Here is a 22505-nt window from a genome sequence, read left to right on the forward strand (position 1 = left end):
CTGGTCGGCCACCGTCAGCGGACCCGGGTGAGGTCGCGGGCCAGGGCGGTGAAGTTCGCGGCGACCGCGGAACGGCCCTTGACCGGCAGCGCGATCGCCAGGTCGACCAGCCGCACGACGGGGTTCAGCGGCAGGAACGCGACGTCCGGCCGCGGCTGCGCGGCGGACGACCCGGGGACGATGCTCACCCCGCAGCCCGCCGCGACCAGGCCGACGATGGTCGGCATCTGCACCGCCTCTTGCGCGACCCGCGGTGCGAACCCGCCGCGGCGGCACAGCGCGGTGATCTCGTCGTACAGGCCGGGGCCGAGGTGGCGCGGGAACAGCACGAACGGCTCATCGGCCAGGGACCGGACGTGCACGCGCCGCCGCCGGGCCAACCGGTGGTCGTCCGGGACCACGGCGACCAGCGGCTCGCGTGACACCGGCACCAGCTCCAGGTCGTCGGCCGGGCCGGGCAGCGGCGGGCGGAGCAGGCCGACGTCCAGCTCCGCCGTGCGCAGCTGCTCGACCTGCAGCATCGTCGGCAGCACGGAGAAGGACAGGGTGACGGCCGGGTAGCGGGCCCGGAACTCGCGGATGATCAGCGGCAACGGGTGCAGGACCGACGAGCCGACCATGCCGATCGCCAGCGAGCCCTCCTCGCCCCGACCCGCCGCACGCGCCCGGCGGACCGCCGCGTCCACCCTGGACAGCACCTCGCGCGCGTCGGCGACGAACGCCGCACCCGCCTCGGTCAGGTCCACGTTCCTGGTGTCGCGGTGGAACAGCGTCACGCCCAGCTCGGTCTCCAGCGCCTTCACGGCCTGGCTCAACGGCGGCTGCGCGATGCCCAGCGCGGCGGCGGCCCGGCCGAAGTGCAGGTGGTCGGCGACCGCGACGGCGGCGCGCAGGTGCTTGAGATCCATATCAGCCTCGAATCAATCACCGCGGATCACGTGCACGATCAGACTAGGTGGCCGGTGCGGCGGCATCCTGGCCGCATGCTGAAGACCCTCCTCACGCTCGCCCTGGCCGCGTCGATCGCACCGGCGCCGCCTTCGGAACAGGTGGTGCGCAAGGACTGGAAGGTGCGGGGCGAGGCCGGGTACCTGGGCGTCCGCGAGGTGCGCCCGGACCGGGCGGCGCGCGGTCGGCCGGTGGTGCTGCTGCACGGCGCGCGGGTGCCCGGCGTCGCGTCGTTCGACCTGCCCGTGCCCGGTGGGTCGCTGGCCGCGGACCTCGCCCGGCGGGGCCACCGGGTGTTCATCGTGGACGCGCGCGGCTACGGCGCCTCCGACCGCCCGCCGGCCCTCGACGCCCCACCGTCGGCCAACCCGCCCGCGGTGACGGGGGAGCAGGTGGTGCGCGACATCGCGTCGGTCGTGGACTGGCTGCGTGCGACGACCCGCCACCACCGGGTCGACCTCGTAGGCTGGGCGACCGGCGGGCACTGGGCCGCCTGGTACGCGAGCGAGCACCCCGGCCGGGTCGAGCACCTGGTGGTGCTCAACAGCCTGTACGGCGCGATCGACGGCCACCCGGTGCTCGGCCGCGGCTCGGTCTACGAGGACCCGGCGCGGCCCGGCGAGTTCGACGACGCGCGGCACGGCGCGTACCGGCTCTCGACCGGACCGGGCCTGCTCGGCGGCTGGAACTCCGGCATCCCGGTGGACGACAAGTCGCGGTGGCGCGACCCCCGCGTGGCGGCGGCCTACGTCGAGCACGCCTTGGCCAGTGACCCGACGTCGGCCGACCGCGAGCCGCCGAGCTTCCGCGCGCCCACCGGTGCGATGAAGGACAGCTTCCACCTCGCGACCGGCCGCCGGCTGTGGCACGCGGGCACGATCACCGCCCGGACGCTGGTCCTGCGCGGCGGGCTCGACTTCTGGTCGCGCGAGGGCGACGTGACCACGCTCGTCGCCGACCTGCGGCGGGCGAAGGACGTGCGGGCGGTGCACCTGGACGGCGCCACCCACTTCGCCCACCTGGACCGGGCCGGGCACGGTCGCGACCGGCTGCTCGCCGAGATCGTGCGCTGGCTGCGGTAGCCCTCACGACCTCCGCGTGACCAGGCGGGTGCGGAGCCGTTGCAACGGCGGCATGAGCCCGTAGATGACGATCGGCACCGCGATCGTCGCCAGGACCAGGGTTCTCGGCACGGTCGGCGTGCCGTCGAGGAGGTCGCCGAGCAGCAGTTGCAGCACGGTGAGCGCGGGGAAGACGGCAAGCCAGATCATCAGGGCCAGGTGGTGCCGGGGCGGTGGTCCCGTCCGGGTCACCGCCGCCGCGTTGTTCTCGGTCATGGCACCAGGTTCGGCCGGTCGCATTCGGATCGACAACTCCTGTTGCTGTTTCCGGGACAGTCGGTCGTCCCAGGTGGACCGCAATGCCGATCAGAACTCGTCGGCGCCCCGGCCGAACGCGCCCACAACGGCGTGGAACAGGCCCATCAGCAGCACGCCGACCGCCACCGCGATACCGGCCGCGACGGGGTGCGCCGGCATGTCGGCCCACACCGCCAACAGCGCCGCGAGCACGTACATCGCCCACCCCGCCACGAAGTTGACCACCGGCGACGGGCCGAAGGGGGTGGGGAACGGCCGCTTGGTGATGCCCCGCACGAAGTGCGGTGTCGCGTTGGCGGCCGTCACCCCGGCGAGGAAGGCGAGGATCATCGTGTGCCACATGGTGGTTCCCCCAGTGCTGTGCGGTGCCGGGTCAGCCCGCCCACGACCAGTTCGACCAACCGGCGCAGACGGCGTGCGTGTTCGTCCGAAGAGGACGGTTCGAGGGCGATCCCGGTGGCCGAGTCGAACAGCAGCGCCGCCGTCTCGGTGTCGGCCGTACCGGCTTGGGCGAGCACGTCCGCCAGCACGGCCACGACACCGGCCCGGAACGCGGCGGGCAGGTCGGGCGCGAGGGAGTTCGCCTCGGCGAACAGCTCACGCCGCCGTGCCGCCGCGACCGTCGGCCCGGTCAGCTCGACCTTCACCGACAGCACCCGGCACAGCCGGTCGACGGTCGGCCCGTCGGCGCGGCCCGCCGCACCGGCCGCTTCCACCAGGTCGACCACCAGCCGTTCGCCGACGGCCCGGAAGAGGTCTTCCTTGCTCTTGAAGTGCTGGTAGAGGGCCGGTCGGGACATCCGGGCCGCCTCGGCGACCAGTGCCATCGACGTCTGCCGGAAGCCGTGCCTGCCGAACACGTCGAGGCCGGCGGCCAGGATCCGGTCGCGTGGGCCTGCGGTCATGCTGACACTTTTGACGAAAAGTGTCAGAGAGTCAAGCGCCGCGCTCGGACACCGTCCGCGATCGGGTCGGGCTCGGCGGCCGCATGGTCGGCAGGTTCGCGGCCGCGTGCCGGGCGATCACCGCGCGGTAGACCTCCTCGTACCGGCCGGCCATCAGGGAGACGTCGAACCGGCGGGCCGCCTCGGCCCGGCACCGGTCCGGCGACAGCTCGTCGACCCGGCGCAACGCGGCCACCAACGACGCGTGGTCGTCGCACACGAAGCCGGTCCGGCCGTGCGCGACCACCTCCGGCACCGAGCCGCGGCGGCAGGCGACCACCGGCGTGCCACACGCCATCGCCTCGACCATCACCATCCCGAACGGCTCGTCCCAGCGGATCGGGAACAGCAGGCACTTCGCGGCGGTCAGCAGGTCGAGCTTCTCCTCCCGGCCCACCTCGCCGAGCCACTCGACGTCCGGCCCGAGCAGCGGCTTGACCACGTGGTCGAAGTACTCGTGCTCCTCGGGCTGGCGGCACTTGGCCGCGATGCGCAGCGGGAGACCGGCGTCGGCCGCGGCGGCGATCGCCTCGGGGATGCCCTTGGACGCCGCGGCACGGCCGAGGAACAGCGCGAAGCCCTCCTTGTCCCGCCGGAACGGGAAGGTGTCGACGGGGATGGCGTTGTGCACGGTGCCCGCCCAGTCGAGGTCCGGCGCCCGCCGTCGTTGCGCGTCCGAGATGGCCACCAGGTGCACGCTGTCGTTCAGCCGCCGGTAGTACGGGCCGTGCTCATCGTCCACGGGCATGTGCGCGGTGACCACGGTCGGCGTCGGACGGCCGCGGGCCAGCAGCGGTCCGGCGAAGCTGTGGTCGTGCACCACGTCCACGTCCAGTTCGGCCAGGATGGCGGGCAGCGCGGCGGCGTGCACCACGTCCGGCACGCTCTGCCCCAACCGGTCCGGCTCAGGGTGGTCGGCGGTGGCCCGGAACTCGGCGCTCGTGCCGTTGCGGCCGACACCGACGAGGACGACGTGGTTGCCGCGCGCCACCAACCGGTCCACCAGGTCGGCGCACATCGACTCGATGCCGCCGTACGCGGCGGGCGGCACCTCGAACCAGGGCGGCGCGATCATCGCGATGCGCAGCGGTTCCACCGGGCTCACCCCCTGTCCAGGCCCGGGTGCACGCCCACCGGCGCCCGGACCAGTTCCACGTCCTCGGGCAGGCCGTGCACCCGGACGTCGGCACCGTCGACCTCCAGACCGACCCTGGTGCCGAGCATCGGGATGCCGTCGAGCGCCAGCGGCTCGAACGACTCGGGCAGCACGGGGTCCAGCCACACCTTGCGGCGCGGCGCGTACGGCTCCACCCGCAGCAGCACGCGCAGCAGGTGCACGGGAGTGGCCGACGCCCACGCCTGCGGCGAGCACGACGTCGGGTACGGGATCGGGTCCGCGTACTCGGCCCGGTCGAAGCCGCACAGCAGCTCGGGCAGCCTCCCGCCGAACGCCTCGGCCGCTTCGAGGACCGCCGTCGCCACCCGCTGCGCCTGCTCCACGAAGCCGTACCGCATGAGCCCGTGCACGATGATGGCGTTGTCGTGCGGCCACACCGAACCGTTGTGGTAGCTCATCGGGTTGTACGCGCCCATGTCGGAGGCGAGCGTCCGCACACCCCACCCGGTGAACATCTCCGGCGAGAGCAGGGACTCGACGACCCGCTCGGCCTTGTCCTCGTCCACGACGCCGCTCCACAGGCAGTGCCCGATGTTCGACGTGAGCGCGTCCACGGGCTGCTTGTCGCCGTCGAGCGCGATCGCGTAGTACCCGCGGTCGGCCAGCCAGAAGCGCTCGTTGAACCGCTCCTTGAACCGCACCGCGCGGTCACGCCAGTGCCGGGCGCCGTCGAGGTCCTCGAAGTCCTCGCAGATGCAGGCGCGGGCCAGATAGGCGTTGTAGACATAACCCTGCACCTCGCACAGCGCGATCGGCCCCCGCGCGATGCGGCCGTCGGCGAAGTTCACCCCGTCCCACGAGTCCTTCCAGCCCTGGTTGACCAGCCCGCGCTCGGTCGCCCGCTGGTACTCCACGAAACCGTCGCCGTCGCGGTCGCCGTAGCGCTCGACCCACTCCAGCGCGCGGTCGACGTGCGGGATCAGCGCCTCGACCTGCTCGCGGTCGATGCCCCAGCGGGACAGCTCGCCCAGGAGCATCACGAACAGCGGAGTAGCGTCCGCGGTGCCGTAGTAGACGTTGCTGCCGCCCAGGGCCAGCGACGCGTCCGAGCCGAACCGCATCTCGTGCAGGATCCGGCCGGGTTCCTCCTCGCTGTTCGGCTCGACCTTCGTGCCCTGGTGGTGGGCGAGGGTCCGGGCGGTGCCGAGGGCCAGTCCGGGCTCGATGGGCAGCGACATCAGCGAGGCCAGGATCGAGTCGCGGCCGAACAGCGTCATGAACCAGGGCGCGCCGGCCGCGACCGCGGTGTCCGACGGGCGGTCCGGGTCGAAGATCCGCAGCGCGCCCAGGTCCTGCCGGCTGCGCAGCAGCGTGGCGGCCAGCGACGGCTTGCCCGAGTACCTCAGCACGGGCGCGGTCTCGCGCCACCGGCGGGCGCGCAGCACCGGCACCGACTCGTCGATCGGGCGTCCGAGCGGGAACATCTCCTCGGTCGCCTGGTCGTCCACGACGGGGCGCACGGTCACGCTGGTCGACCACTGGCCCTTGGGCGGGATGACGGCGCGGAAGGTCAGGGTGGACGGCGAGTAGTCGGCACCGTCGGCCGCCACCCGCACGCCCCGGCTCTGGCCGTCCAACCACCGGGTCAGGCGCAGCTCCTCCGGCTCGACGTCGCAGTGGTGGCGGCCGCGTCGGCGGACCCGGCCCTCCTTGACCTCGAACACGTCGGCGAAGTCCGCCTCGACGTGGACCGAGATGACGTGCGAGGCGGCTTCGCGGCCGAAGTTGCGCAGCGTGATGTCCTCGCGCAGGCCGGAGCCGACGTACCGCTCGCGGCGCACGAGCAGGGTGCTCTCGGCGCTCTGGGCGTGCGACCGGCCACGACCGACGAACGTCATCCGGAACGGGTCGCGGGTCAGCGTGGTGATGTGCTCGACGGGCGCACCGTCCACGCGCAGCGCCCAGCCGGACACGATCCTGGTGTCCTGGAAGAACACGCCCTGGGCGGCGGCGCCGTTCACGTCGCCGTCGCTGCCGCACACGCAGAAGGAAGTGCCGTGGACGAGCGTCACGGTGTCGGGTGACAGCGTGACGGGCTCGCCGTCGTAAGCCCAACCACCCTCGGTCATGCCGCCTCCTCTGCCGGGGGGTTCCGCCCGCCGATCAGGTCCACTACGGGTGCCACCCGGCCGGACCGGCAAACACCACCCATCCCACCGGGGGACGCCGGTGCCCGGGTCCGCATGCGCGGTCGTGAGAGGGGTAGTCCTCGGCCATGCGCGCGCTACCGGTGGACCTACCGATGCGGACGTGATCACCGACCGCCATGCTGGTCGGCATGGCTGTGGACCCACGAGGCGCCGATCTGAAGCGACTGCTGGCCGAGGACCCGGGCGGTCCGGTCGTCATGCTCAACCTGCTGCGGTTCGCCGAGGGCGGGGTGTCGTCGTACGAGGAGTACGCGCGGCACCTGCGCGAGACGTTCCTGCCGCGTTACGGCGCGAAGATCCTCTACGCGGGCACCGGCTCGACCGTGTTGGCGGCCGAGGAGGGGCAGAGCTGGGACGCGGTGGTGGTCGTGCGCTACCCCGACCGGGCCGCGTTCAGCCGCATGGTCGCCGATCCGGAGTACCAGCAGGTCACGCACCTGCGCACGGAGGCGCTGAGCGAGACCGTGCTCCAGGCGACGATCCCGTGGACCTGACGGTTCACGTGCCGCTCGCGCTGGGCAGCATGGCGGGGCAGCCGGTGGACGCGTACGCCGGGTCGTACTCGAAGTGCCACTCCTCGTTGAGGTAGCGGCGGCACCAGCCCAGCGCGGGCCCGTGCCGCTGCACCCAAGCCGCCGACTCCAGCGGCTGCACGTCCACCGCGATCCCCTTGACGTGCATCGACTTCTCCGGCGGCAGCACGTACCGCGCGGCCAGTTCCTCGGTGCCGAACCGCCGCACGGCGTCCTCGAACTCCCGCCGCTGCTGGCCGACGCTGCGCTTGCCGTCGTTCAGGCACAGCCCGACGCCCTGCCCGGCCGCGGCGGCACGCAGCTCCCGCCACGCCCGGAGCACGTCCGGGCGCAAACCTTCGGGCTGTTCGTCCACGTAACGGCCGTCCAGCGGGCAGGCCGGTCCGGTCTCCGGGCCCGGTACCTCCTCGACGATCGCCGCCGGCCGTCCCGTGACCGGGTGGTGGACGAGGACCAGCCGGTCCACCGCGCCCAGCGTCCCGGCCGAGGCCACGGCGAGCAGCAGGGCCACCAGCACGCCGATCACGGTGCGCCTCGTCGCGGTGGACATCAGGTGAGGGTTCCCACGACGTACGCGGCTGCCTCGGCGAGCAGCGCCTGGTCGTACCCGGCGTCCGCGGCGGCCTTGCTGGACATGATCGAGACGACCAGCGGCGCGGTGTCGGGTGGCCACACCACGGCGATGTCGTTGACCGTGCCGTAGTCGCCGGTGCCGGTCTTGTCGGCCACGGTCCACCCTCGCGGCACGCCCGCGCGGACGCGCAGGGTGCCCGCCTTGGTGGCGTTGCGCTCCAGCAGGTCGCGCAGGAACGCGCGCTGGTCGGGCGGCAGGACGTCACCGAGCACGATCCGGCGGTAATCGGTGCCGATGGCGCGTGGGGTGGTGGTGTCGCGCGGGTCGCCGGGGACGGCGGTGGTGATGTGCGGTTCGAACCGGTCCGCCCGGGTGACGGTGTCGCCGAGCGCGCGCAGGTACGCGGTCAGCCCGGCCGGGCCGCCGAGGTCGCGCAGCAGCAGGTTGCCCGCGGTGCCGTCGCTGTGGCGGACCGCCGCGTCGCACACCTGGCGGATCGTCATCCCGGTCGCCACGTGCTGCCGGGTGATGGCGGAACTCGCCATCAGGTCGGCCTCGGTGTACGTGACGACGGTGTCCAGGTGGGACAGCGGGTGGCGGTGCAGGACCGCGGCCGCCGCCAACCCCTTGAACGTCGAGCAGAACGCGAACCGCTCGTCGGCCCGGTGCTCGACCGTCGTCCCGGTGCCCGTGGCGACGGCGTACACGCCCAACCGGGCGTCGAACTTCCGTTCCAGCTCGACCAGGTGATCGTGCCGCGCGACGGACGGGGTGGGCGTGCTCGTGCTGACCGGCTCGGAGGACCGCGCGGGTGGCGGTTCGGGTTCCCCGGCACAACCGGCCACCGGGAGCAGCGCCACCGCACCCAGGAACGCGCGGCGGCTGACGGTTCGGTATGGCGGTGTCACGTGAGGGAGCTTCACAGCCGACCGTGGATGCTGTCCAAGACACCGAGCTGCGCATCCATGCCGATCTGGCATAGTCGCGGCTCGTGGACGTGGTCGAGGCGTGCAAGGCGTTCGTCGCGGTCAGCGGGCACGGCAGCTTCACCGTCGGCGCCGCCGCCGCGCGGATACCGCAGTCGGTGGCCAGCCGGCGCGTCGCGGCGCTGGAGAGGCACTTCGGGGCCAGGCTGCTCACCCGGAACTCGCGCAGCGTGACGCTGACGCCGTTCGGCCGGGAGATGCTGCCGTCGGCCCGGCGGCTGGTCGACCTCGCCGAGGCGATGGAGCACGACGCCGAGCGCGCCAAGCTGCGGCCGTTCCGGCTGGCCGTGCCCGAGGTCTGCGCGCCGCGCCCGCTGGCCCGGCTCGTCGCCGACGCCCGCCGCCACGACCTCGACCTGGACCCGCGCCCCGCCGGCCCCGCCGAACGCGCCGAGCAGGCACGGACCCTGGACGTCCGGGCCGCGCTGGTCGCCGTGCCGCCCGACGAGGGCGTCTGGCGGGTGCCGCTGGGCCTGGCCGGTCGGGCCGACCCGGGGGCCGCCGCGGTGATCCACGTGGAGACCCTGCGTGCCGGCCGGGCCGAGCGGAACGGCCGTCGTCGGCGCGTGCTGGTCCAGCCGGAGGACGACGTGCCGCACGTCCGCGACCGCGTCACCCGGCTGCGGGACGCCGTGGGCCTGCAACCCGCCCAGGTGGTGGTGGCCCCGTCGCTGGTCGCCGCCGCGGCCGACGTGCTCGGCTCCGCCGACCTGCTGCTGTGCTCACCGGGACAGGCCGACGACCTCGACCTGCACTGGCGGCCGGTCGGGGAGCTGGACCTGGCCCGCGGCTACGACGTCACGGCCGGGCTGCGCGAGGACGCCCGGCGGATCCGCGACCTGCCGCCCGCCGCGATCGGGCGCTGCCTCGGCGTGGCCGAAGGCGAGACGTGATGGGCACGACCAAGGTCCTGCGCGACGCGCGGGCTGCGCTGGACGACGCGGGCCTGCGCGGCTCGTTCCTCGTGCGCGACCTCGACACCGGCGACGAGCTCGGCCTCGACGCCGACCTGGAGTACCCGGTCGCGTCACTGGTCAAGGTGCCGCTCGCGGTCGCCACGCTGGAACGCGTCGAGCGGGGTGAGCTCGACGCCGCCACCCCGGTCGTGGTGCCGCCCGCCCGGGTCGACGCGCGCGGGCCGATCGGGCTGCCCAAGTTCCGCCACCCCGCCACGATCGCCGTGGACGACCTGCTCTACCTGAGCGTGGCGATCAGCGACAGCACCGCCGCCGACGCCCTGTTCGCCCTGACCCCGCCCGCCGCGGTGGCCGGTGAACTGCGCCGGCTCGGCTACGACGGCATCGCCGTCCGCCACCTCATGCGCGACCTGGTCGACACGCCCGCCGAGCGGTTCACCCCGGCCGAAGGGCACCTCGCCCACTCGCTGGCCATCGCGGCGGCGACCGAGGGACGCGGGCACCCGGTGACCCAGCTGGACATCAGCCGGGCGAACGCCGGTTCCGCCCGCGCGTTCGTGGACCTCCTGCACGGCCTGTGGCGGCCGACCACGATCCGGCCCGCGGTCGCCGCCCGGGTCCGCGAGCTGATGGGTGACAACGCGTTGCGGCACCGGCTGGCACCCGACTTCAGCTCCGACGCGTCCCGCTGGTCGTCCAAGACCGGCACGCTGCTCAACCTCCGGCACGAGGTCGGCGTGGTCGAGCACGCCGACGGCCAGGTGTTCGCCGTGGCCGCGCTCACCGAGTCGCGGGTGCCCGCCGTGGTGCAGCCGGGCGCGGAAGCGGTGATGGCGCACGTCGCCCGCACGCTGCGCGACCACCTGCGGGCGTCCTGAGTCAGCGGAAGTCCCGTGCGGACGGCACGAGCGCGGCGGCGGCCGGTGCGGCGAAGCAGACCACCGCGCACACCGCCAGCACGGCACCCGCGCCGAACCCGTCGATCGCCGGTGCGATCAGGGCCAGGCCGACCGGTGCCAGGCCGTAGGACAGCAGGAAGTCCAACGACGACACCCTGGCCAGCACCGAGGGCTCGACCTCGCGCTGCGTCGCGGTGAACCACGGCACGTTGAACAGCTCGATCCCCAGCCCCGCCACCACGTACGCGGCGATCACGACCACCGCGGGCACCGGCAGCAGCAGGCTCAACGGCACGAACCCGTAGCAGGCCAACCCGGCCAACGCGGTCCAGCCCTCCGCCCGGGGCCGCCGGCGCGCGGCGAGGACCGCGCCGACCAACGCGCCCACCGTGTACGCGGTCATGGCGGCCGCGAGCACCGCACCGGTGCCGTAACGGTCACGGCTCACCAGCGGCAGGACCACACCGGTCGCGGAGTACCCGGTGGCGATCACCGCCGTCAACGCGCCCAGACCGGCCACGAACCACGGGTGCCGCCTGGCCTCACGCACCCCGTCGGCGAACTCCGCCGTGAAACGCCGACGGTCCGCCGGAACGACGACCCGGTCGCCCGCCGGCGGGACCAGGGCCGCGACCAACCACAGCACCCCCGTCGCGACGACGAGCGCCGGCGTGTCGACGGCCAACGCCAGCAACGCGGTCAGTCCCGGCGCGACCAACGTGGTGACCCGCACCGCCAGCGTCATCGCCGCGTTCGCCCGTCGCCGCGCGTCCTCGGCGACGACTTCCGCCGTGAGCGCCTGGAAAGCCGGGCGGCACGCGCCCTGTCCCGCACCGACCACCGCCGCGGCCACGGCCATCAGCAGGAGCGAGCTCCCCAACCCGACCGCGATCAACGGCGTGCCGAGCCCGGCCGCGAGCCCCGACCACAGCACCACCCGCCGCCGCGAGTGCCGATCGGCCAGCACACCGGCGACCGGGACCGCGATCAGGAAGCCCGCGGTCCGGACGGCCAGCACGATCCCCAGCTCCACGGCCGTCAGCGACCGCTCCAGCACCGCGAACCCGAGCACGAACGGCAGCGCCCACGTCGCCAACCCGGACGCGGTGGCCCCCGTCCACAGCCGCAGGAACGCCGGATTGCGCAGCAGGGCACCACCGGGCCGGATGTCACCGCGCACGGGCGGTCAGCCGACCTCGGTGGCGTCCGACCGCCCCGTCGCACGCACGAGGTCGTCGCGCGCCCGCGCGACCCGGGACCGGATCGTGCCGATCGGGCACCCCGCGATCTCGGCCGCCTCCGCGTAGGACAGACCGAGGACCTGGGTGAGCACCAAGGCTTCCCGGCGGTCCGGCTCCAGCGCGTCCAGCAGCACGGTCAGCTCGACGGTGCCCTCGAAACCGGACTCGACCGGCCGCCGGTCCACCTCGCGCTCCCCGTCCGCGCCCGGCGACACCCTGGGCCGTGCGCGGACCAGGCGAATGTGGTCGACCACCACCCGGCGGGCGATCGAGAGCAGCCACGTGCGCGCCGACGAACGCCCGGCGAACCGGCGCAGGCTGCCCAGGGCGCGCGCGTACGTCTCCTGGGCCAGGTCCTCGGCCACGGTGACGTCGGAGAGGTGGGCGATGAACCGCCACACGTCCCGTTGCGTGGCCCGCACGAACCGCTCCAGCGCGTCCCGGTCGCCGGAACGGGCCCGCCACGCCCAGCGCGTCACCTCGTCGTCGGGACCGGTCACGTGGGGGAAGGTCACGACTCCGGATCGTAACCACAGCGGGGTCGCGGACTCTTGCGCCGAATGGACCGACTGCCGCGGACGACCGAAGCCGCGGCGCGGACCGTGCCCGCTCAAGCGCGCCAGACGGTGCCGCGGCGCTCGTACTCCAGCACCGTCTCCACCCGCTGGGCGAGCTTCGCGCCGAGGAACCGCTCCACCAGCCACAGCGCGACGTCCAGCCCCGACGTGATGCCGCCGCCCGTGATCAGGTCGCTGTCGTCCACCACGCGGGCGTTGACGACGTTCGCGCCCTGCGCGGCCAGGTCCGCTTTCGCGCCCGTGTGCGTGGTCGCGTTGCGCCCCTTGGTCAAACCCGCCGCGGACAACACCATCGTGCCGGTGCAGATGCCGACCCGCAGCGCGTCCACGGCGGCCAGGCGGCGCAGGAAACCCCGGTCGGCGGCGAGCCGGTTGACGCCGGGACCCGTCTTGTCGTTGTACCCGCCGCCGGGCACGACCAGCACGTCGGCGTCGTCCTGCGCCCAGCCCTCGGCCACCTCGACCTTGGTGCCGTAGGTGCAGGTGACCGTGCCGGGACGTCCCGTGGTCGTCAACGTCGTGGTCAACGCGCCGCCGCTCATCCGCCCGGCGAGCCCCAGCACCTCCACCGGTGCGACGAAGTCCTGCTCCTCGACCCCGTCGAACATCACCACCCGCACCCGCAACGGTGCCGCCGCCGACGCCGTGCCACCGGACACGGCACCCACCGCTCCCACCGACAGTGCCGACGCGCGCAAGAAAGTACGACGTTCCACCGCTGCCTCCCCGGTTGCCTGTTCACCTCAGTGGTCGGCCGAGAGCGCCTTCCGGTTCCGGGTGATCCCCCCGGATGTCTCCACAGCTTCAGTGATGGTGATTCAGCGATGGTGTGGCGGGCGGTGGTCGAGCCAGGTCCGCAGCGCCCACCAGTGCCGCAGGGTGCCCAGGACGGTCGGTGCCTCCGCGGTGTCGTCCCACGGCGTGCCGGTGATCTCGGCGAGCCGGTCCAGCCGGTACCGCACGGTGTTGGGGTGCACGTGCAGCGCGGTGGCCGCGTGGCCGAGCCGTTGGCCGTGGTCGAGGTAGACCAGGGCGGTGCCGACGAGCTCGCGGTGGAATTCGTCGTCGTGGTCGAGACCGGCGAGCGTGCCGCGCAGCAGGTCGGCGAGCACCGGTTGGGCGGCCAGCGCCACTTCGCCGGACAGGTCGGTCAGGTCGTGCACGCCGCGCCGCCCGGCCCGGCCGGCGATCCGCAGCGCCGCCACGCACAACGGGTGGACGTCACGCATCGCCGTGAGCGCCGTGGCGGGCGCCACCACCAGGAGCGCGTCGAGGTCGGCCGCGGTCGGCCTGCGGGCGGACAAGCCGGCCAGCCGTCCCTCCACCAGCCCGTACACGCCGCCGCAGCCCAGCAGTCGCTGTTCCAGCGCACGCGCCTCGCCCGGCTGGGTCACGTCGGACACCAGGCAGTGGTAGTGCCCGTCCGGTGACAGCCCCGCGCGCCGCAGCTCCGCCGGTCCCGGTGGCGGGCCGTCGCCGTGCAGCAGCAACCGGCGCAGCAGGTGAATGTTGGCGTCCCGGTTCGTGCGGGACAGTTCGAGTTCGGCCGTGTGGTAGCCGTTGATGACGTGCCGCTCCAGGGCGCCGGTGTAGCGGTCGAGGTCGACCATCCCTTCCAGCAGCACCTCGTCGGGCACGCCCACGGCCCGGCTGCGCGCGATGGCGATCTTCATCGCCCGCGTGCGAGCGGCCTGGACGCCGCGCAGGAGGCCGTCGATGGAGATGCCTTGTGCGGCGCGGTCGGCGCCCAGCGTCTCGGCGGCGCGGAAGTCCTGCTCGTCCGGTTCGTCGGACCGCTCGAAGAAGTCGAGCCCGGTGGCCAGCAGCACCTCGACGTGCCGCCGGTTCTCGGCCTCCGGCAGCCGGGCCACCTCCGGTGACCGGCCGCGTGCGGCCCGGACCAACTCCTCCACGACACCGCTGTCGGTCGCCATGCTCCTGAGCACCTGCCCGAGCAGGCGACCGCGGTCGTGCGCTGCCGACACCGGCCCATCCCTCCCGCCGCGACGTTGTGGCAGTGGCATAACGAGCACGCGGCTCGTTGGGCATCGGCCCCTACCGCGGGCGCGCCGCGAGCCGGTACCCATGACCTACTGAACAGTAGCCTTGTGGTTGGGAGCTGTCGTGGACAAGAAATCCGGGTCGAAGAGGCACGTGCCCCGCGGGGTGCTCGGTGTGCTGGCCGCCTGCGTGCTGGCCACGACCGCCGCGCCCGCCGTCGCCGCCCCGGCGGAGGGCTTGCGGGAGGTGATGTTCGTCGGCAACAACTGGGACGGTACCGCCGACGTGATCGCCTCCAGCGGCGACTTCGCGAAGATCGGCCGGGTGAACATCATCCCGGACCGGCAGGAACGGCTCTGGGAGATCTACCTCAACCCGATCAAGCTCGCGTTCTTCCTCGGCATCCGGTCCGGTCCCGGCGAGGGCCACGACCAGTTCGTGGACGACATGTACACCACGCCGGACGGCCGCGCGGTGGTCGCCTCCCGGCCGAGCTTCGCCGACGTGGTGTCCATCGACCTGGCGACCGGTCGGGTCAACTGGCGCTTCCCGGTGTCGGGTTTCCGCTCCGACCACATGGCCGTGTCGCCGGACGGGCGCCGGGTGGCGGTGTCCGCGTCGACGTCCAACACCGTGCACGTGCTGGACATCCAGACCGGTCGTCAGGTCGGGTCGTTCCGGACCGGCGACAAGCCGCACGAGAACGTGTTCACCGACGGCGGCCGGTACTTGTGGAACATGTCCATCGGCGAGGTCAACACCGCGCTGGACGATCCGGCGCTGGACTTCACCAAGGGTGACCGTCGCGTCACGGTCGTGGACACGGCGACGTTCCAGCAGGTGAAGGTGATCGACATGCGGCAGCGGTTGGACGCGTTCGGTCGTGCCGACCTGTCCGATTCGGTGCGGCCGGTGGCGTTCACGCCCGACGAGTCGAAGCTGTACTTCCAGGTGTCGTTCTTCCACGGTTTCCTGGAGTACGACGTGGCCACCGACCGGATCACCCGGTTGAAGGAACTGCCGAAGAACCCGAACACCAGCGAGGACCGCACCACGTGGGTCAACGACTCGCGTCACCACGGCATGTCGATGAGCCCCGCCGGTGACAAGTTGTGCGTGGCCGGGACGATGGACGACTACGCGGTGATCGTGGACCGGGCGACCCTGCGCGAGGGGGCGCTCGTGCCGGCGGCGAAGCCGTACTGGGCGACCGTGAGCGGTGACGGGCGCAGTTGCGTGATCTCGGAGAGCGGGTCGGACCAGGTGACGGCGATCGACTTCGCCACCGGGCGCAAGGTGGTCTCGGTGCCGGTGGGCGACCACCCGCAGCGCGTGCGCATCGGCCACGTGCCCGCCGGGTGGACCGGGCCTTCGACCAGCTGAGACCAGGAGGCGTCGGTGGTCGGCGAGGTCTGCCGGCCACCGCTTTCCCACGCCCGGACCGGGCGGCCCGTGACCTGCTGGAGCTGCGGGCGTCGCTGGACCCGCTGGCGGTCGCGTTGGCGGCCGGGCGACGCACGGAGGCCGACGTGCGGGAGTTGCGTGCCGCCTTGCGCGGGCTGCGGCCGCTGCGGCGCGATCCCGGGGTGGCGGACCTGGTCGCGCACCGCCGGTTCCACGCCGCGCTCTACCGCGCGTCGCACAACGACCTGCTCATCGCCACGTTGGACGGTCTGTGGGACAAAGCCGACCGGTATCGCCGACTCGGGCTGGAGACGGGTCGCGGTGACGAGGAGCGCGACCGGGCCGCGGCCGAGCACCGGGAGCTGGTGGAGCACGTCGTCGCCGGTGACGCCGATGCGGCGGCGGCCGTGATGCGCCGGCACATCTCCGCGAGCCTCGGTGCGAGAGCCGTGTCGCACCTGGGTGGCGTCGAGTCCGATGTCGAGTCCCGTGCGGAGTAAGGCGGTGGCGGTGCTGCTGGTGCACACCGTCCTGGTCCGGCTCATCACGTTCGTGTTGCGGCCGACGTCCACCTATCGCGCGGTGGAACTGGGCGTGCCGACGGGGTGGCTGGGGTGCTGTCGGCGGGTTTCGCGGTCGCGCCGCTGGTGTTGGCGATCCCGTCCGGGCAGGCGGTCGACCGGCTGGGGGAGCGGCGGGTGATGTTCGTGGGTGCGGTGTCGATGTGCGCCGCCGCCGGGACGTTCGCGTTCGTCGGGTCGGTGGCGGGTCTGCTCGTGGGCAGTGTGCTGCTCGGCACGGGGCACCTGTGCTCGGTGGTGGCGCAGCAGGCGCTGGTGGCCAACACGACCGAGACCGCGCGGTACGACGCGGCGTTCGGTTACTACACGTTCGCGGCGTCGTTGGGGCAGGCGGTCGGGCCGGGCCTGATCCTGTTGTTCGGCGGGGACCCGACGATCCCGCGCACGGACACGATCTTCGCGGTGGCGCTCGTGCTGACCGCCGCGGGTCTGACGGCCGCCGGTCGGCGTCCGCCGGGCTGAGCCGCGTCACGGGTCGGCGAGCCCCGCTTCGTAGCCCGCGATCACCAGTTGTGCCCGGTCGCGGGCGGCCAGTTTCGCCATGAGGTGGCCGATGTGGGTCTTGACGGTGTGCCGGCTCAGGTGCAGGGCCTGTTCGATCTCGGTGTTGGACAGCCCTCGGGTGATCAGTTGGAGCACTTCCCGTTCGCGTGGGGTGACGCGGTCGAGCGGTCGGCGTGGGCGGGCGGGGGAGCGGAGGAAGTCCGCGATGAGCCTGCGGGTGACGGTGGGTGCGAGCAGCGCTTCGCCGGCCGCGACCGTGCGGACGGCGTCGAGCAGCCGGTGCGGTGCGACGTCCTTGAGCAGGAACCCGGCGGCGCCCGCGCGCAACGTCTCGTACACGACGCCGTCGAGGTCGAAGGTGGTGAGGATGAGCACCTTGGGCGGGTCGGGTAACGCGGTGACGTGCCTGGTCACGGCGATGCCGTCGAGGTCGGGCATCCGGACGTCGACCACGGCCACGTCGGGCCGGTGCCGGGCGGCCAGGCCGCACGCCGCCCGACCGGTGCCCGCCTGGGCGACGACCTCCACTCCGGGGTCGGCGTCCATCAGCACGCGGATGGTGTCGAGGTAGAGCGGCTCGTCGTCGGCGAGCAGCACGCGGATCGGCTCAGTCGTCATGGCGGAAGGGGAGGGTCGCGCGGATCTCGAACCCGCCGTCGGGAGCCGGTCCGGCGTGCAGCGCGCCGCCGTGGAGCGCGACCCGTTCCCGCAGGCCGAGCAGTCCGTGCCCGGCGGGGTCGGGTGCGGTCGCGGTGGTGCCCTCGTCCACGACGCAGACCACGAGCCCGTCGGGTTCGACGGTCGTGACGAGGTGGCAGCGCGGTGGGTGGCAGTGCCGCCGCACGTTGGTCAACGCCTCCTGCACGATGCGGTAGGCCGAGATCCGCACCGCCGCGGGTATCCCCGTGAGGTCGGCCTGCTCGGCGGTCACGTGGACACCGGCCGACCGGGCGTCGTCCACCAGCCGGTCCAGTCCGGCGGTGCCGGCCGGTGTGGTGGCCGGGTCGCGCAGCCCGCCGAGGACGGTCCGGACGTCGGCCAGGGCGGACCGGCTGACCTGCTCGATGCCCCGCAGGGCCGCTTCGCGCTCGTCGGGACGCGTGGCGGCCACGTGGTTGGCGACGGCGGCCTTCATGGCGATCAGGCTGAGGTTGTGCCCCACCACGTCGTGGATGTCGCGGGCGATGCGCAGCCGTTCCTCGGCCACCGCCCGCGCGGTGCGCGACTCGGCCAGTTCGGCGTGGTGCCGCCGGCGCGTGCGGACGGCGGCGGCGACCGCCCAGGACCCGGTGACGATCACCGCGCTGAACAGCAACGTGGGCACGGGGAACGTGGCGAAGGATTCCGTCCCCGCGGGCGGTGGGACGAGTGGCAGGCCGGGGACGGTCGCCACCGCGATACCGGACGTCACCACGCACGCCAGCGCGGCGACGGCGCCCACCACGCCCGATCGGGGTGAGGTCGTCACGACCGGGTGGAGCGCGAGGGCGACCGCCGCGAGCACCGACTCGTTCCCGATGCCGACCACGATGGCCACCGCACCGACCAGCAGCACGGTGACCAGCACGGCGGTGGGCCGCGGGCGGCGGGCGGCGAGCGGGACCCCCAGTGCCGCGGCCACGACCACGGCGGGCACGTCGACCGCGGGTGCCCGCAGGACCGTCCACACCACGACCACGACGGCGGCCACCGCGTCCACCACCAGCAGCCCTCCCGGGCCGAGTCCGCGCACCATGGGTGGCACGGTAACCGGCCGGCGCCGGGCGGAACTCGGACCACGGTCCGATGTCACGCCGAACCGATCGCTTCGAGACTGCCGGTGTGTTCACCTCGATCCTCTCCGCTCTGATCGTCTCCGCCGCGTCCCTCGGTCCCCCGACCGCGGCACCACCCGTGGTCGACGGTGCCGCCATCGACGCGGTCGTGGCGCAGTACCGGGAGCAGACCGCGGTGCCGGGTGTCGCGGTGGCCGTCACGCGCGGCGACACCGTCGTGCACACCGCCGGGTACGGCCACACCCCGGACGGCGACGCCGTGTCCGAGCACACCACCATGGCGGCGGCGTCGCTGAGCAAGTCCTTCACCGCGTTGGCGGTCGTGCAGCTCGTGGAGGCCGGTCGGGTCCGGCTGGACGACCCGGTGCGCGCGCACCTGCCCGAGTTCACGATGGCCGACCCGCGTGCCGCCGACATCACCGTGCGGCAGCTGCTCGACCAGACCTCGGGCCTGTCGGACACGACGTTCCGGTCGTTCAGCGGCCCCGCGGTCCACACCTTGGCGGAGGCCGTGGCGGCGATGCGCGGCTCGGCGTTGGCCGCCGCGCCCGGCACGCGTTGGGAGTACCACAACCCGAACTTCCAGGTGGCCGCACGGCTGGTCGAGGTCGTCGTCGGCGTGCCGTTCGCCGACTACCTGCGCGACCACGTCTTCGCGCCGCTCGGCATGGACGACAGCCGCACCGCCGACACCGAGCGCGACCTGCCGCCGTCCGCCCGCGGGCACGTCAAGGTCCTGGGCCACCCCGTCGCGCTGCCCGAACCGCCGGCGTTCGGCAATGGTTCCGGTGGCGTGCTCACCTCCGCGCACGACCTGGCGGCGTGGCTGATCGCGCAGAACGACGGGGGCCGTGGACCCGGCGGCACGTCGATCGCCACCCCGCGGAGCATCAGCGCGACGCACACCCCGTCCGCCGTGTCGGAGTCGTACGGCCTGGGCTGGTTCGTGGGCCGCACGGCGTCGGGCGCACTGTTGATCGACCACGGCGGTGACCTGTTCACCTCGACCGCGTACCAGGCGCTGCTGCCCGGCTCGGGTCACGGCATCGCCGTCCTGGCCAACACGGGCCTGCGGCACGGCGACGCGCAGGCGATCGGCGAGCGCCTGCTCGCCCTGGTCGAGGGCCGGGAGCCGCCGCCCGTGGACGACCCGTCCCCGGTGGTCGACGCGGTGCTGCTCGTCCTCGCCCTGGTGATCGGGGCGCCGGCCTGGCGCGGTGTGGCCCGGTCCCGGCGGTGGGCCGACCGCCGACGGTCGGCGCCGTGGACGGTGGCGCGCCTGCTCCCGCTGGTGCTGCCGCTGCTGCTCGCCGTGACGGTCCACCGGGTCGTGGGCTTCCTCTACCGAGGCCGTGACGTGGCGTGGCGGCAGGTGCTGTACCTGTACCCGACGTTCATGGTCGTGCTGGCGGTGGCGACGCTGGGCGGTGTCGCCGTGCTCGCCGCGCGGCTCGTCGCGCTGTCCCGGCGACGGGCTGCCGCCTGACGCACACCCGGGCGTCGTGCGGTGACCACGACCGGGCCCGTCCCGCCGCTGTGGCAGCCGACGCCACGGCACGCGATGATCTTCGCGTGACGGAGAGCCCGCGGGACGTGAGTTCGGCCGAGCCGCACGCGCGGACGGCGAGTCCCGGCCCGGCGGCGGGTCGGTGGCCGCGGTGACGGAGGGACCGCCGGCCGCCGTGGCCGCCCACGCCCGCTTCGACAGCACCCCGGAGGGATCCCGATGACCGCCCGCACCATCGACCCGGCCGACCTCGCCGAGTCCATCCGCGCCGAGATCCGCGCCGACCTCGCGGCGATCCCGGAACGCCTCACCGTCGTCGGCTTCCTGGTCGACGGCGACCGGCCCGCGCGCACCTACGCCGAGTACACCCGGCGCGCGTGCGCCGAGGTCGGCATCGACTTCGACCTGCGCACACCCCGTGCCGACGACATCGAGACCGCCGTCCGCGACGCCAGTGCCGACGACGGCGTGCACGGCGTGTTCGTCTACTACCCGGTCCGCGACCCCGAACGGGACCGGTGGCTGCGCGAGCTGGTCGACCCGCGCAAGGACGTCGAGGGCCTGCACTCGTTCTGGAGCCGTTGCCTGTACGAGAACCGGCGGTTCGTCGACGACGCGGGCACCCGGCGTGCCGTGCTCCCGTGCACCCCGCTGGCCGTGATGAAGCTGCTCGGCGAGGCGGGCGCGTTCCGCGGCGACGGGGACACCCCGCTGGCGTCGGTGAAGGCGTGCGTGTTCAACCGCAGCGAGATCGTCGGCCGCCCGCTGGCCGCGATGCTGGCCAACGACGGCGCCGAGGTGACGTCGTTCGACCTGTCCGGTTCGCTGGTGTTCCGCCACGCGCCGGGCATCCAGGGCCACCACGTGGACGCCGTCGCGACCGACCGCGCGACCGCCCTGGCCGAGGCGGACGTCGTGGTCACCGGGGTGCCGTCACGGGAGTTCCCGCTGGTCCGGGCCGACGAGATCAAGCCCGGCGCGGTGTGCGTAAACTTTTCCACGATGAAGAACTTCGCCGACGACGTGGTGGAACGCGCCTCGGTCTTCGTGCCGCGGGTGGGCTCGATGACCGTGACCATGGCGATGCGCAACGCCGTCCGCCTCTACCGCAACGCCCACCCGTCGTGAGCGGAGGGCAGCGGCGTCCAGAGCACGGGCCGGTTGGTGCTGTCCGTGCCGGTGGTGTGGCCGACGACGACACCGTGGTTGTTGATCGCGACCGGCAGGCTGTAGTGGCCGGTCGGCGGGTCGAGGTAGGTGATCCGGCCGGCGCGCCACAGGAACCCGCGGGGTGAGGACCACTCGTTGGCCGCGGTCCACCCGATCACGTCACCGCGCTCGTTGATCGCCACGGCCTCGGCCGGCGCGGGCACACCGAGGTCGACCTGCTTGCCGCCGGCGGGCCACAGCACCGCGTGGGGGACGCCGTCCTCCTCGGCCGCCCACCCGACCGCGTCACCGCGTTCGTTGAGCGACCCCTCGCCGTGCGCGACCCGGCCGTTCTCGGACAGCACGGTCGCCTCGTCGCCCTCCCAGCGCAACGCGACCGTGCCGCGGTTGCCGACCACGACCCCGGCCTCGTTGATCGCCTCCGGGATGTACGGGCCGTAACCCGACGAGCCGCCCAGGCGCGTGCACGCGCCGTCGACGCAGCGGACGGCGGCGAAGTCCTGCAGCGCGGTGGACGCGTAGCTGCCGGCCACGACACCGGCGTCGTTGATCGCGTACACCCACAGGTCGGGCCCGGACAGCGACAGCTCGGTGTGCCGACCGGCCTGCCAGACGGCGGCGCGGTTGTGGTTCTGGCGCATCAGGGACGTCGAGTAGTTCACCGGCACGACGCCGTTGCCGTTGATCGCCGGCGCGGTCGCCCACGCCGCGTAGGCCTGCATGACGGTCGTCCGCACGCCGCCGGACCAGACCCACGGCTTGTGCCGGTACGGCGCGACGGCCGCGCGCGTCTCCACCCCGAGCACCTGACCGCGCTGGTTGATCCCCACCGCCACGCCGGGACCGAGGTCGCTCGCACCGCCGCGCGGCGACCACAGCACGGCGTGCGCCGGCGACCCGTAGCCCTGGGCGCTGCCGACCACCTGGCCGAGGTCGTTGATCCCGGCGACGTAGTGGTCGGGATGACCCGCCAGGCGGCCCAGCTCGGTGACGACCATCGTGGGCTCGGCGACCGCAGACGGCGCGGCGACGAACGGCAGGGCGGTCGCGAGCGCCAAGGCGGCCAGCGACGTGCGTAACTCGGGCATGATCGCTCCGTTGCGAGGATGTCCTGGATCGATCAAACGGTAACCCCGCCCCGCCGCGGACGGCGTCCGCCGGACAGCGCAACCATCCGCGAAACCCTTGCGCGGGGCGGATTCCCGTGAGCGGCGCCGTGACCGCGGCCGGCCGCCTC

Annotated in this window: 24 protein-coding genes; 9 read left to right on the top strand and 15 right to left on the bottom strand. The window is 73.5% G+C overall.

Features of this window, described 5'->3' with window-relative positions; all coding sequences use genetic code 11:
* Nucleotides 1-14 precede the first annotated feature (14 nt).
* On the bottom strand, nucleotides 15-908 hold the full coding sequence (locus A6A25_RS27120) for a LysR family transcriptional regulator (protein WP_073894857.1): 894 nt from the start codon (nucleotides 906-908) through the stop codon (nucleotides 15-17).
* 75 nt (nucleotides 909-983) lie between these two features.
* On the opposite strand from A6A25_RS27120, the gene A6A25_RS27125 reads away from it, so the two are divergent.
* On the top strand, nucleotides 984-2030 hold the full coding sequence (locus A6A25_RS27125) for an alpha/beta fold hydrolase (protein WP_073894859.1): 1047 nt from the start codon (nucleotides 984-986) through the stop codon (nucleotides 2028-2030).
* Between the two features lie 3 nt (nucleotides 2031-2033).
* Here A6A25_RS27125 and A6A25_RS27130 read toward each other — a convergent pair whose 3' ends face one another.
* The 5 genes from A6A25_RS27130 to A6A25_RS27150 form a co-directional block, all read right to left on the bottom strand.
* The gene (locus A6A25_RS27130; protein WP_073894861.1) at nucleotides 2034-2285 is read right to left on the bottom strand and encodes a hypothetical protein; all 252 of its coding nucleotides are present in this window, start codon (nucleotides 2283-2285) and stop codon (nucleotides 2034-2036) included.
* A gap of 90 nt (nucleotides 2286-2375) precedes the next feature.
* The gene (locus A6A25_RS27135) at nucleotides 2376-2669 is read right to left on the bottom strand and encodes a hypothetical protein (protein WP_073894863.1); all 294 of its coding nucleotides are present in this window, start codon (nucleotides 2667-2669) and stop codon (nucleotides 2376-2378) included.
* Entirely contained in the window at nucleotides 2654-3232 is a 579-nt protein-coding gene (locus A6A25_RS27140; RefSeq protein WP_073894865.1) for a TetR/AcrR family transcriptional regulator, read from the bottom strand. Before A6A25_RS27140 ends, A6A25_RS27135 begins: the two co-directional genes overlap by 16 nt.
* 31 nt (nucleotides 3233-3263) lie before the next feature.
* Nucleotides 3264-4367 (bottom strand): glycosyltransferase family 4 protein, encoded by a 1104-nt coding sequence (locus A6A25_RS27145; RefSeq protein WP_083668733.1) that lies wholly within the window; start codon nucleotides 4365-4367, stop codon nucleotides 3264-3266.
* A 5-nt stretch (nucleotides 4368-4372) separates the two neighbouring features.
* Complete coding sequence (locus A6A25_RS27150) at nucleotides 4373-6517, bottom strand: amylo-alpha-1,6-glucosidase (protein WP_073894869.1); 2145 nt, start codon at nucleotides 6515-6517, stop codon at nucleotides 4373-4375.
* A 209-nt stretch (nucleotides 6518-6726) separates the two neighbouring features.
* On the opposite strand from A6A25_RS27150, the gene A6A25_RS27155 reads away from it, so the two are divergent.
* Complete coding sequence (locus A6A25_RS27155) at nucleotides 6727-7092, top strand: DUF1330 domain-containing protein (protein ID WP_073894962.1); 366 nt, start codon at nucleotides 6727-6729, stop codon at nucleotides 7090-7092.
* 4 nt (nucleotides 7093-7096) lie between these two features.
* On the opposite strand, the gene A6A25_RS27160 is transcribed toward A6A25_RS27155, so the two are convergent.
* Nucleotides 7097-7681 (bottom strand): D-alanyl-D-alanine carboxypeptidase family protein, encoded by a 585-nt coding sequence (locus A6A25_RS27160; protein ID WP_198932877.1) that lies wholly within the window; start codon nucleotides 7679-7681, stop codon nucleotides 7097-7099.
* On the bottom strand, nucleotides 7681-8613 hold the full coding sequence (gene bla, locus A6A25_RS27165) for a class A beta-lactamase (RefSeq protein ID WP_073894871.1): 933 nt from the start codon (nucleotides 8611-8613) through the stop codon (nucleotides 7681-7683). The genes A6A25_RS27160 and bla overlap by 1 nt, the downstream gene beginning before the upstream one ends.
* 83 nt (nucleotides 8614-8696) lie before the next feature.
* Between bla and A6A25_RS27170 the strand changes: the two genes are divergently transcribed.
* Entirely contained in the window at nucleotides 8697-9584 is an 888-nt protein-coding gene (locus A6A25_RS27170) for a LysR family transcriptional regulator (RefSeq protein ID WP_073894873.1), read from the top strand.
* The gene (locus A6A25_RS27175) at nucleotides 9584-10486 is read left to right on the top strand and encodes a serine hydrolase (RefSeq protein ID WP_073894875.1); all 903 of its coding nucleotides are present in this window, start codon (nucleotides 9584-9586) and stop codon (nucleotides 10484-10486) included. Before A6A25_RS27170 ends, A6A25_RS27175 begins: the two co-directional genes overlap by 1 nt.
* A gap of 1 nt (nucleotide 10487) precedes the next feature.
* On the opposite strand, the gene A6A25_RS27180 is transcribed toward A6A25_RS27175, so the two are convergent.
* From A6A25_RS27180 to A6A25_RS27195, 4 genes are all read right to left on the bottom strand, one after another.
* Nucleotides 10488-11687, bottom strand: coding sequence for an MFS transporter (locus tag A6A25_RS27180; RefSeq protein ID WP_380734582.1), 1200 nt, complete (start codon nucleotides 11685-11687; stop codon nucleotides 10488-10490).
* A 6-nt stretch (nucleotides 11688-11693) separates the two neighbouring features.
* Complete coding sequence (gene sigC, locus A6A25_RS27185) at nucleotides 11694-12263, bottom strand: RNA polymerase sigma factor SigC (protein ID WP_083668721.1); 570 nt, start codon at nucleotides 12261-12263, stop codon at nucleotides 11694-11696.
* Nucleotides 12264-12358: 95 nt separating this feature from the next.
* On the bottom strand, nucleotides 12359-13042 hold the full coding sequence (locus A6A25_RS27190) for a DJ-1/PfpI family protein (protein ID WP_073894877.1): 684 nt from the start codon (nucleotides 13040-13042) through the stop codon (nucleotides 12359-12361).
* A gap of 102 nt (nucleotides 13043-13144) precedes the next feature.
* Nucleotides 13145-14311, bottom strand: coding sequence for a helix-turn-helix domain-containing protein (locus tag A6A25_RS27195; RefSeq protein ID WP_241828938.1), 1167 nt, complete (start codon nucleotides 14309-14311; stop codon nucleotides 13145-13147).
* Between the two features lie 169 nt (nucleotides 14312-14480).
* Here A6A25_RS27195 and A6A25_RS27200 point away from each other — a divergent pair, with 169 nt between their 5' ends.
* The 3 genes from A6A25_RS27200 (at nucleotide 14481) to A6A25_RS27210 (ending at nucleotide 16774) form a co-directional block, all read left to right on the top strand.
* A complete protein-coding gene (locus A6A25_RS27200; RefSeq protein WP_073894973.1) occupies nucleotides 14481-15710 on the top strand; it encodes a YncE family protein in 1230 nt (409 codons plus the stop codon).
* On the top strand, nucleotides 15686-16231 hold the full coding sequence (locus tag A6A25_RS27205; protein ID WP_073894879.1) for an FCD domain-containing protein: 546 nt from the start codon (nucleotides 15686-15688) through the stop codon (nucleotides 16229-16231). Before A6A25_RS27200 ends, A6A25_RS27205 begins: the two co-directional genes overlap by 25 nt.
* A gap of 105 nt (nucleotides 16232-16336) precedes the next feature.
* Nucleotides 16337-16774: an MFS transporter gene (locus tag A6A25_RS27210; protein ID WP_073894881.1), complete on the top strand. Its 438-nt coding sequence runs from the start codon at nucleotides 16337-16339 to the stop codon at nucleotides 16772-16774.
* 6 nt (nucleotides 16775-16780) lie between these two features.
* On the opposite strand, the gene A6A25_RS27215 is transcribed toward A6A25_RS27210, so the two are convergent.
* Both A6A25_RS27215 and A6A25_RS27220 read right to left on the bottom strand, forming a co-directional pair.
* Complete coding sequence (locus A6A25_RS27215) at nucleotides 16781-17434, bottom strand: response regulator (RefSeq protein WP_073894883.1); 654 nt, start codon at nucleotides 17432-17434, stop codon at nucleotides 16781-16783.
* Nucleotides 17424-18551 (bottom strand): sensor histidine kinase, encoded by a 1128-nt coding sequence (locus tag A6A25_RS27220; RefSeq protein ID WP_073894885.1) that lies wholly within the window; start codon nucleotides 18549-18551, stop codon nucleotides 17424-17426. The genes A6A25_RS27215 and A6A25_RS27220 overlap by 11 nt, the downstream gene beginning before the upstream one ends.
* 86 nt (nucleotides 18552-18637) lie before the next feature.
* On the opposite strand from A6A25_RS27220, the gene A6A25_RS27225 reads away from it, so the two are divergent.
* Both A6A25_RS27225 and A6A25_RS27230 read left to right on the top strand, forming a co-directional pair.
* On the top strand, nucleotides 18638-20077 hold the full coding sequence (locus A6A25_RS27225; protein ID WP_143193449.1) for a serine hydrolase domain-containing protein: 1440 nt from the start codon (nucleotides 18638-18640) through the stop codon (nucleotides 20075-20077).
* Nucleotides 20078-20317: 240 nt separating this feature from the next.
* A complete protein-coding gene (locus A6A25_RS27230) occupies nucleotides 20318-21226 on the top strand; it encodes a bifunctional methylenetetrahydrofolate dehydrogenase/methenyltetrahydrofolate cyclohydrolase (protein WP_073894889.1) in 909 nt (302 codons plus the stop codon).
* On the opposite strand, the gene A6A25_RS27235 is transcribed toward A6A25_RS27230, so the two are convergent.
* Nucleotides 21202-22356 (bottom strand): hypothetical protein, encoded by a 1155-nt coding sequence (locus A6A25_RS27235; protein ID WP_073894891.1) that lies wholly within the window; start codon nucleotides 22354-22356, stop codon nucleotides 21202-21204. The two genes, A6A25_RS27230 and A6A25_RS27235, sit on opposite strands and share 25 nt — an antisense overlap.
* Nucleotides 22357-22505: the final 149 nt, after the last annotated feature.

This window comes from Saccharothrix sp. CB00851 (assembly GCF_001905065.1).
Taxonomy (GTDB): Bacteria; Actinomycetota; Actinomycetes; order Mycobacteriales; family Pseudonocardiaceae; genus Actinosynnema.